Annotated in this window: 9 protein-coding genes and 3 tRNA genes; 4 read left to right on the forward strand and 8 right to left on the reverse strand. The window is 63.9% G+C overall.

Annotated elements, in window-relative coordinates:
• Positions 1-132: 132 nt before the first annotated feature.
• The 7 genes from AC4FAH_RS11265 to AC4FAH_RS11295 form a co-directional block, all read right to left on the reverse strand.
• Positions 133-208 (reverse strand) — tRNA-Thr (locus AC4FAH_RS11265).
• Positions 209-257: 49 nt separating this feature from the next.
• A tRNA-Gln gene (locus tag AC4FAH_RS11270) sits at positions 258-332 on the reverse strand.
• A 3-nt stretch (positions 333-335) separates the two neighbouring features.
• Positions 336-411, reverse strand: a tRNA-Phe gene (locus AC4FAH_RS11275).
• Positions 412-515: 104 nt separating this feature from the next.
• Positions 516-827, reverse strand: coding sequence for an oxidative damage protection protein (locus AC4FAH_RS11280; RefSeq protein ID WP_054555219.1), 312 nt, complete (start codon positions 825-827; stop codon positions 516-518).
• Positions 828-966: 139 nt separating this feature from the next.
• Entirely contained in the window at positions 967-2,139 is a 1,173-nt protein-coding gene (gene mutY / locus AC4FAH_RS11285) for an A/G-specific adenine glycosylase (protein WP_287021068.1), read from the reverse strand.
• 110 nt (positions 2,140-2,249) lie between these two features.
• Positions 2,250-4,643, reverse strand: a complete 2,394-nt coding sequence (locus AC4FAH_RS11290; protein WP_288988675.1) for an AsmA family protein — start codon at positions 4,641-4,643, stop codon at positions 2,250-2,252.
• Positions 4,644-4,883: 240 nt separating this feature from the next.
• Positions 4,884-5,318, reverse strand: coding sequence for an acetyl-CoA sensor PanZ family protein (locus AC4FAH_RS11295; RefSeq protein ID WP_043336754.1), 435 nt, complete (start codon positions 5,316-5,318; stop codon positions 4,884-4,886).
• 311 nt (positions 5,319-5,629) lie between these two features.
• Between AC4FAH_RS11295 and hisB the strand changes: the two genes are divergently transcribed.
• The 4 genes from hisB (at position 5,630) to hisF (ending at position 8,582) form a co-directional block, all read left to right on the forward strand.
• Entirely contained in the window at positions 5,630-6,223 is a 594-nt protein-coding gene (hisB, locus tag AC4FAH_RS11300) for an imidazoleglycerol-phosphate dehydratase HisB (RefSeq protein WP_043336716.1), read from the forward strand.
• 70 nt (positions 6,224-6,293) lie between these two features.
• Positions 6,294-6,935, forward strand: a complete 642-nt coding sequence (gene hisH / locus AC4FAH_RS11305) for an imidazole glycerol phosphate synthase subunit HisH (RefSeq protein ID WP_054555217.1) — start codon at positions 6,294-6,296, stop codon at positions 6,933-6,935.
• A 115-nt stretch (positions 6,936-7,050) separates the two neighbouring features.
• A complete protein-coding gene (gene hisA / locus AC4FAH_RS11310; protein WP_043336722.1) occupies positions 7,051-7,797 on the forward strand; it encodes a 1-(5-phosphoribosyl)-5-[(5-phosphoribosylamino)methylideneamino]imidazole-4-carboxamide isomerase in 747 nt (248 codons plus the stop codon).
• A gap of 11 nt (positions 7,798-7,808) precedes the next feature.
• Positions 7,809-8,582, forward strand: coding sequence for an imidazole glycerol phosphate synthase subunit HisF (gene hisF, locus AC4FAH_RS11315; protein ID WP_043336726.1), 774 nt, complete (start codon positions 7,809-7,811; stop codon positions 8,580-8,582).
• A 109-nt stretch (positions 8,583-8,691) separates the two neighbouring features.
• On the opposite strand, the gene AC4FAH_RS11320 is transcribed toward hisF, so the two are convergent.
• Positions 8,692-8,905: hypothetical protein (locus AC4FAH_RS11320; protein WP_490246051.1), on the reverse strand; the 214-nt coding region annotated here is incomplete at its 5' end.

Consider the following 8,905-nt stretch of genomic DNA (forward strand, 5'->3'; position numbering starts at 1 on the left):
AACCGCCGACACGGGGATTTTCAATCCCCTGCTCTACCAACTGAGCTATCTGGCCAACCTGAAGACACAAAAAAAGCCGCCAAGGCGACCTCTATATCGTGTGTTCTTCGCTCATCTACAGAAGCCTGAAGATGGTGCCGGCTAAAGGAGTCGAACCCTCGACCTACTGATTACAAGTCAGTTGCTCTACCAACTGAGCTAAGCCGGCACAAAGAACTCATGATATGAGTCTTCTTACTACGTTACTGTATGTCAGCTGGCTGGGGTACCAGGACTCGAACCTGGGAATGCCGATACCAAAAACCGGTGCCTTACCACTTGGCTATACCCCAATTTGGTGGCCAGAGACGGAATCGAACCGCCGACACGGGGATTTTCAATCCCCTGCTCTACCAACTGAGCTATCTGGCCCTTGCCAACGAGGACGTATTAAATAGAAAACCTTTCCCGACGTCAACCCTTGCTTATCAAGAATTTGGCGTCGTAATTCGCCTTCCGCCGTCCTCGCCGTCCACTCAGACTTCGTAGCCCTGTCCGCCCTGCGATTCGCCCTTGGCGGCGGCGTCCGTCGGCACGAAACCTTCGGCCTGGTCCGTCTCCTGGTTGTTGAAGAAGCGATCCATCTGCTCCATCAGATAGCGACGGCTGTCGGCATCCATCATGTTGAGGTGCTTCTCGTTGATCAGACGCGTCTGCAGCGCCTGCCACTCTTCCCATGCCTGCTTCGAGACGTTGGCCCAGATGTCCTGGCCCTTCTCGCCCGGCAGCGGCGGAAAATCGAGACCCGGTAGGTCCTGGTCATACTTGCGGCAATGTACGGTGCGCATGGGTAACTCCGTAAGAGAACTGGATGTCAGTGTGGATGAGCGTCGAGCCTTCGCCAGACGCCTTTACTGTTGCCTCATTCTCGCACGCTTGAGCCGCTTTGCCCCAGACGTGCGGCCCGATGCCGACACCGACAAGGCCTCACAGCCCGAACAGATCATCCGTGCAGCGCGCCAGCAGCGCCTTGACCGGCGCCGGCAGGCCCACGGCGTCAGGCACGGCAGGGTCGACGAAGCGGCGGTCGGCGGCTGACTCGTTGACGCTCCCGGCCGCTTGAGCTGGCGCAAGCCCTGCCTCCCCCAGCTGTACCGGCTGTGGCGTGATGGTCAGCCGGAAGTGGCTGAAGACATGTTCGAAACTTGCCAGTGGCGCCTCCAGATGGGCGCCGCGGGCTTCGCGAGCGACCCATTCCCGCGCGGCCTCGCGGTCCTCGACCAGTGGCGGCGCCCACAGACCGCCCCAGATGCCCGTCGGCGGACGGCGTTCCAGCAGGATCTTCCCCGCCGCATCGCTGACCAGCAACATCAGCGTCTGACGCGTCGGAATGGTCTTCTTGGGCTTGCTCTCGGGGAAGCGCTTCTCTTCGCCACGCGCATGCGCCACGCAGACCTCCTCGAAGGGGCAACGCGCGCAATCGGGCTTGCTGCCGCGCGTGCACAGGGTGGCTCCGAGATCCATCATCGCCTGGGTCCAGTCCGCCAGCCGCACCTGCGGCGTGTAGCGCTCCGCCAGCGTCCACAGCTTGCGCTCCACCGCCGGACGGCCCGGCCAGCCCTCCACGGCATGCAGGCGAGCCAGCACGCGCTTGACGTTGCCATCGAGGATCGGCGCCCGCTGTCCGGTGCTGATGCTAATGATCGCCCCGGCGGTCGAACGCCCGATGCCCGGCAAGGCCGACAGTGCCTCGACACTCTCGACCGGAAATGCGCCGTCATGCTCATTCACGACCTGCTGAGCGGCCTTGTGCAGATTGCGCGCCCGCGCGTAGTAACCAAGGCCCGTCCACAGGTGCAGCACGTCATCGATATCCGCCGCCGCCAGCGCCGCGACATCCGGGAAGCGCTCCATGAAGCGGGCGTAGTACGGCAACACCGTCGCGACCTGGGTCTGCTGGAGCATGATCTCCGAGACCCAGACGCGATACGGCGTGGTGTTCTCCTGCCAGGGCAGATGCTTGCGGCCATGCTCATCGAACCAGTCGAACACGCGCGCCTGAAACGCCTCGGGGCTCAGGGCGATGTCTTCGAAGCCGGGTGTGGCGTGGCTCTCGGGAGCTGTCACGTCTGGCGTGGCAGCAGTGTCAGGTCGCGCCATCAAAACTTCCTCTGCTCGCGCCATGGTCGACGCCATGGCCTGGGCTCAAACGGCAGCACGCCAGCCCCGAGGAGCTGGCGTGCTGGTCTTGCTGCGAAGGGAGCGCGTGATCAGTTGAACAGCCCCTGAATCGCGCCCTTCAGCTTGTCGCTGGCGCCTTCGCCCAGCTTGTCGTCGATCTTCTTGCGGGTATCTTCGTCGAGCTTCTCATCCAGCTTCTCGCTGACCTTCTCGCCCGCCTTGCGCTTGGCTTCATCCTTGGCCAGTTCCGCTGCGGCACTCTGGAAGCCTTTCTGATCGAAGCCACACCACTCGCCCGGCTCACCGCTCAGGTTGCCCTGACACTGCACCGGGAAGCGCAGCTTGATCAGACGCGGATTGACCTCACAGGCCGCGTCATCCGCGCCCTCGATGAAGCGCGCCGCCACGTTGTAGTCGAAGGCCTCGGTCGGCAGGTTGAGCTGGCCCTTGCCGTCCAGTGCGATGCCCGGAATCGCCAGGGCGAGATCCTGATTGCTGATCACGCCATTGGTGACCGTGAAGCTGCCCTGCGCACGCTCCAGCGGCGTATTGGCCTTCCACTCGCGCGAGGAGGTCTTGCCACTCAGCGTCGCCACGGCAGTACACATCTCCTTGGAGATATTGGCGTCGAGCACCTCGCCATTGCGAATCTCGAAGTTGCCCTTGCCGTTCAGATTGCGCTTGATGCTGTCGATCTGATTGGTGCTGGTGGTGTAGTCACCATTGAGCGTCAGGCGACCGCGCAGGATGTCCTTGTGCTCCGGCGCCAGCGCCTTGAGGAACGGCGCGATATCCAGATTGGTCAGCTTCTCGCCGAAGCTCATGCTCAGCGGTGTCTTGCGGCTGTCGATGCGCGCATTGGCCGCCAGCGAGCCGCCATAGAGGCTGGCCGTCAGGCTATCGAGCTGCTGCACACCCGGCTGACCGGACAGCTTGGCGGTCACCTTGCTCATCTCGAGACCCGAGGCGATCAGCGTGCCGATATCCAGCTGCCCCTGAAGGCCCAGCGTCTTGAGCAATGCCACCGGCAGCAGCTCCGCATCGCCATCGGCCGCATAGACCGGCGCGATCACGCCCGCCGTGAGCGCTTCCCCCAGGCTTGCCGTCTTCTCGTCTGCGCCCGCCGGTGCCAGGTAGTCATCGAGATTGAGCGCGTCGACATCCAGATCGAAGGTGATCTGCGAGGCATCGAAGGACGAGCCGAGACGCCCGTTGATGGTGGTGTCATCCAGCGCCATCACCAGGTTGGTCAGCTGCACCTGCGACATGTCGCCCTTGAACGGGCTGGAGAAGGCCAGCGAGGTCAGCGCGCTGCTCTTGGCAGTCTGCGGCGCTTCCATGCCGACACGCGTCATCCACGCCTTGGGCGACAGCGGTGCCAGCTTGAACTGGCCGCTATAGCTGAGCGCATCGCCGGTGATGTCCTTGGCCTTGAGCGCCCCGCTGAGGCGCAGGTCACTGCCGGAGGTCAGCAGCAGGTTCTCGAGATTCGCCGTGCCCGCAGCCAGATCCGCTTCGGCACCGAAGGTGGCTTTCAGCGGCAGGGCCTTGTCACCCAGCGCGGCCTGATGGAGCGTCGCGTCCAGCTCGGCACCATCGGCCAGATACAGCTGCTTGTCGGTGTCCAGCGTCAGGGTGTCGATATCCAGCGCCACGCTCTGGTCCTTGTCACCCAGCGACGGCATGCGCGTGGTGGTATCCAGGCTCACGCCGGTCAGCACATGACGGCCGCCCTGCAGGTCCAGCGCCACCTTGCCATCGAGGCTGACGGTGCTCTGAAGCTCCGGCTCACGCCCATCGGCCACGAACGACAGCTCGACCGGGAAGGCCTTGTCGGGGCTGACGTTGGAGGACGTCAACGCCACATCGTTGAGCGTCATTTCGAGCCCGCTGGCCGCGTCCTGATAGGCGATCTGACCATTGGTGACCTGCACCGAGGCGATATCGAGATTGACCGCCATGCTGCCGGCGCCATTCTGCACCGACGGCGTCGTGTCATCCGCCAGCGCCACACCGGCGCTCTTGGCCGGCGGCAGCGCTTCATCCGCCGCGCCACTGTCGGCGGCCGTCGCCGCATGCTCGAGCAGGCTTTCCCAGTTGCCACGCCCCTGTGCATCACGCTCGAGCGCCAGCTTGAGGCCGTCGAGGAAGACGCCTTCGACTTCGACTTCACCGCTCAGCAGTGGCGTGAAGGACACGCCGACTTCCGCGCGGGTAAAGGAGGCAAACGGTGACTGGTCACGCTCCTGCTCGGGCAGCCAGGCTTCGGCGTCCTCGACGCTGACGCCGAGACGCGGATAGAAGGACCAGTCCAGCGGGCCGTTCAGGGCCAGTTCCAGCCCCGCCTGGTCCTTGACCGCCTTGACCAGTCGCGGCTTGAGATCATTCGGATCGAGGAAGGTGGTGACATAGATCACCCCTGCCACGACCACCAACGCCAGTACTCCGACGATGGCCAGCAAGGCTCTGAACAGTGCTTTCATCTGCGTCCTCCCTTTGACACGATGAGAATTGCTACGGTGCCCTCACTCCAGAGGGCAGCACATGGAATGGCGCTGGGGACTCGTGGCATCAGGCGATGCCCTTTCTCCCGCTCATCATCTAGCTCGAGCGCTGCGCGCCATCCTCCCGCACAGCGAGACAGCCTCAAGACAGAAATGATGATGACACAGCCGGTGGACAGGTCGCGTTGACGTCAGTTCCGCATCCGGCAACGACCGGGTTCACTCCTGCGCCAGCACGAAGCCGTCGCGGGCGGGGTCTCGCACATAGCCCAGACGTGATACCAGCAGCTCGTCGGCCAGGGTCAATCCCTGACTCGGCACGACCAGCAGACGCTGGGCACTGGCCGCTTCCAGCGACAACAGCGCCATCAGGCGCGTACCGACACCGCGTCGACGCGTGCTCTTGCGCACGCAGCAATGGCTGATCTTCCAGGCATCGCCTTCATCCTCGCAGAGTAGCGCGCCGATATGACGATCGTTGAAGAAGGCGCTGCAGAAGCGGTGTCCCGCGGCGAGATTGGCCTGAATGAAGTCATCCGGGGCGAGCGGGAGACGCTCACTGGGGGCTTCGTGATAGATACGCGACAGATCGATACGGACTTGCTCATCGGTTTGCCAGCGTGCGTGATCGATCATCTGAAGAGTGACCGGCATGGTGAGATCCTCGCCCGCGATATGAATGCCCGCCATTGTAGCGGATGCCATTGTCCTTTCTCTATAATGACGGGTCGGGCAGGCACAAAGACGACGCGCCTGCCGCCGATCAAGCGCCCCGCCGACGGCTCTCTGCCGTCGTCAATGCCCTGATCACGATTTCGATTGCGACATCACATGACAATAACCACATGATGCGCACTTCCCGGCCGGACTGGACACACGCCTCTCATACCAAAGGCCCCAGACTGCGCCCAGACCCCATCGGCCCCGAAGCCGCTGATGGCGTCACCGACCGCTGGAGAGACATCATGGTAGAGCGTATCGCCGAAGTTCATCGCAACACCTCGGAAACCAAGATCCGGGTCCGCATCAATCTGGACGGTGAAGGCAAGCTGAGCGCCAACACTGGCGTGCCCTTCCTCGAACACATGATGGACCAGATCGCCCGTCACGGCGTGATCGACATCGAGGTCGACTGCGATGGCGACCTGCATATCGATGACCACCACACCGTCGAGGACATCGGCATCACCCTGGGTCAGGCCTTCGCACAGGCGCTGGGCAACAAGGCCGGCATCCGCCGCTACGGCCATGCCTACGTGCCGCTGGATGAAGCCCTGTCTCGCGTGGTGATCGACTTCTCCGGTCGTCCGGGCCTGTTCATGCAGTGCGAGTTCACCCGCGGCAACATCGGTCGCTTCGATACCCAGCTGTTCTGGGAATTCTTCCAGGGCTTCGTCAATCACGCTGGCGCCACCCTGCATATCGACAACCTCAAGGGCTTCAATGCCCACCACCAGGCCGAGACCATCTTCAAGGCCTTCGGCCGTGCCGTGCGCATGGCAGTGGAAGAGGACGAGCGCATGGGAGGCCGTATCGCCTCCACCAAGGGCTCGCTGTAAACGAATGACCCGGGCGCCAGACGCCTGACATCCAGCGCCGGAGCCTGCCTCCGGCCTTCGGGAGAAAGACATGACGATTGCCGTCATCGACTATGGCATGGGCAACCTGCACTCCGTCGCCAAGGCGCTTGAGCACGTGGCCGACGAGAATGTCGTGATCACCAGCGACCCGCGCGCCATCCGCGGTGCCACCCGCGTGGTGCTGCCCGGCCAGGGCGCCATCCGTGACTGCATGGGCGAGCTTGAACGCGCCGAGCTGCGTGGTCTGGTCGGCGAGCTGCTGAGCAACCACAGCAAGCCGCTGCTGGGCGTATGCGTCGGCCAGCAGATGCTGATGGAGCGCAGCGAAGAGAACGGTGGCATCGATTGCCTCGCCTACTTCAAGGGCGACGTGAAACGCTTCGATGACCAGCAGCTGGACGAGCACGGCCAGCGCCTCAAGGTGCCGCACATGGGCTGGAACCATGTCGCGCACACCCAGGGCCACGCGCTGTGGGAAGGCATCGAGGACAACTCGCGCTTCTACTTCGTGCACAGCTTCTATGTGTCGGCCAGCGAACGCTCCAAGGTCTACGGTGCCACGCACTACGCCGGTGCCGAGGCGCACGTCGCCATCGGTGAGGGCAGCCTGTTCGCGGTGCAGTTCCACCCGGAGAAGAGCGCGGCCGCCGGCCTCAAGCTGCTCGAGAACTTCGTCCGCTGGCAGCCCTGAAGGCTCGCCCGCGTGACCCTCGGCGTCTGTCTCGCGTGACGGACGCCGATACATCCGCCTTCGATATACCGACGACAATACAGGCGTGCCCAGACACGCCGAGAGGACACCCGACATGCTGGTAATCCCCGCGATCGATCTCAAGGACGGTCAGTGCGTACGCCTGAAGCAAGGCCGCATGGAAGACTCCACCAACTACGGCGATGACCCGCTGGCCATGGCCGCGCGCTGGGTCGAGGCCGGTGGCCGTCGTCTGCATCTGGTCGATCTCAACGGTGCCTTCGAAGGCAAGCCGGTCAATGGCGACGCCGTGACACGCATCGCCCGCGCCTACCCGGAGCTGCCGATCCAGATCGGTGGTGGCATCCGTGATGCCGCGACCATCGAGCACTATCTGGAAGCCGGCGTCGGCCAGGTCATCATCGGCACCAAGGCCGTGAAGGAACCGGCCTTCGTCGCCGAGATGTGCCGCGCCTTCCCGGGCCGCATCATCGTCGGTCTCGATGCGCGTGACGGCTTCGTGGCCACCGATGGCTGGGCCGAAGTCTCCACCATCAAGGCCACCGAGCTGGCCAAGCGCTTCGCCAACGACGGCGTGTCCTCCATCGTCTACACCGACATCGCCCGCGACGGCATGATGCAGGGCGTCAACATCGAAGCCACCGTGGCACTGGCCCGCGAAGGCGGTATCCCGGTGATCGCGTCCGGCGGCGTGACCAACCTGGATGACATCCGTGGCCTGGCCGAAGTGGCCGATCAGGGCATCCTCGGTGCCATCACCGGCCGCGCCATCTATGAAGGCAGCCTGGACATCGCCGAAGCGCAGGCGCTGTCCGACTCCATCACCGGCCGCAAGGCCTGAGGGGAGCGATCATGGCACTCGCCAAACGCATCATCCCGTGTCTGGACGTCGACGCCGGTCGTGTCGTGAAGGGCGTCAACTTCGTCGGTATCCGCGATGCCGGTGACCCGGTCGAGGTCGCCAAGCGCTACAACGAGCAAGGCGCCGACGAGATCACCTTCCTCGACATCACCGCCAGCGTCGACAACCGTGGCACCACAGTCGACATGGTGTCGCGCATCGCCGGTGAGGTGTTCATCCCGCTGACGGTGGGGGGCGGCATCCGCACCTGTGAAGACATTCGCACCATGCTGAATGCCGGCGCGGACAAGGTCTCGATCAACACTGCGGCCGTGTTCAACCCGGACTTCGTGCGTGAAGCCGCGGAACGCTTCGGTAGCCAGTGCATCGTGGTCGCCATCGACGCCAAGCGCGTCAGCCAGGACGGCGAGACACCGCGCTGGGAGATCTTCACCCACGGCGGCCGCAAGCCGACCGGACTCGACGCCGTCGAGTGGGCGAAGAAGATGGTCGAGCTGGGCGCCGGTGAACTGCTGCTGACCAGCATGGACCGCGATGGCACCAAGGCCGGTTTCGATCTCGGCGTGACACGCGCCATCTCCGACGCCGTCAGCGTGCCGGTAATCGCCTCCGGCGGTGTCGGCACCCTCGACCATCTGGTGGATGGCGTGCTCGAAGGCGGTGCGGATGCGGTGCTGGCCGCCAGCATCTTCCACTTCGCCGAGTACACGATCCCCCAGGCCAAGGCGCATATGGCCGCACGCGGTATCGAGATGCGCCTGTAAGCGCAGCCGCAGGGAAGTTCAGGCAGAAACGCGAACGCCGCCATTTCCTCAGGGAATGGCGGCGTTCTTGTCTGCAGAGAAGCAACTTCGGTTCAGGCGAGAACAGCGCTCAGACGTAGCCCAGCTTCTTCAGCGGCTTGAGCGCCTGTGCGAGTCGCTGGTCGGCAAGCGTCATGATATCCGCGACCAGGTGCTTCTCGGCGGCGGGCAGCATCACGCGCTCCCCGACCCACAGCGCCAGCTCCGCCAGGTCATGCTGATTGCCCAACCGCGCGGCCGCCTTGTCGAGCAGTTCCGGCTCGCGGCGCCGTCCGTGACTCGGT

The sequence above is a fragment of the Cobetia sp. genome (assembly GCF_983723665.1).

Excerpts from the sequence above, each read along its gene's own strand:
- hisB (WP_043336716.1), top strand. The coding sequence starts at position 5,630 with ATGGTAGAGCGTATCGCCGAAGTTCATCGCAACACCTCGGAAACCAAG.
- hisA (WP_043336722.1), top strand. The coding sequence starts at position 7,051 with ATGCTGGTAATCCCCGCGATCGATCTCAAGGACGGTCAGTGCGTACGC.
- mutY (WP_287021068.1), bottom strand. The coding sequence starts at position 2,139 with ATGGCGCGACCTGACACTGCTGCCACGCCAGACGTGACAGCTCCCGAG.
- hisF (WP_043336726.1), top strand. The coding sequence starts at position 7,809 with ATGGCACTCGCCAAACGCATCATCCCGTGTCTGGACGTCGACGCCGGT.
- AC4FAH_RS11280 (WP_054555219.1), bottom strand. The coding sequence starts at position 827 with ATGCGCACCGTACATTGCCGCAAGTATGACCAGGACCTACCGGGTCTC.
- AC4FAH_RS11295 (WP_043336754.1), bottom strand. The coding sequence starts at position 5,318 with ATGCCGGTCACTCTTCAGATGATCGATCACGCACGCTGGCAAACCGAT.
- hisH (WP_054555217.1), top strand. The coding sequence starts at position 6,294 with ATGACGATTGCCGTCATCGACTATGGCATGGGCAACCTGCACTCCGTC.
- AC4FAH_RS11290 (WP_288988675.1), bottom strand. The coding sequence starts at position 4,643 with ATGAAAGCACTGTTCAGAGCCTTGCTGGCCATCGTCGGAGTACTGGCG.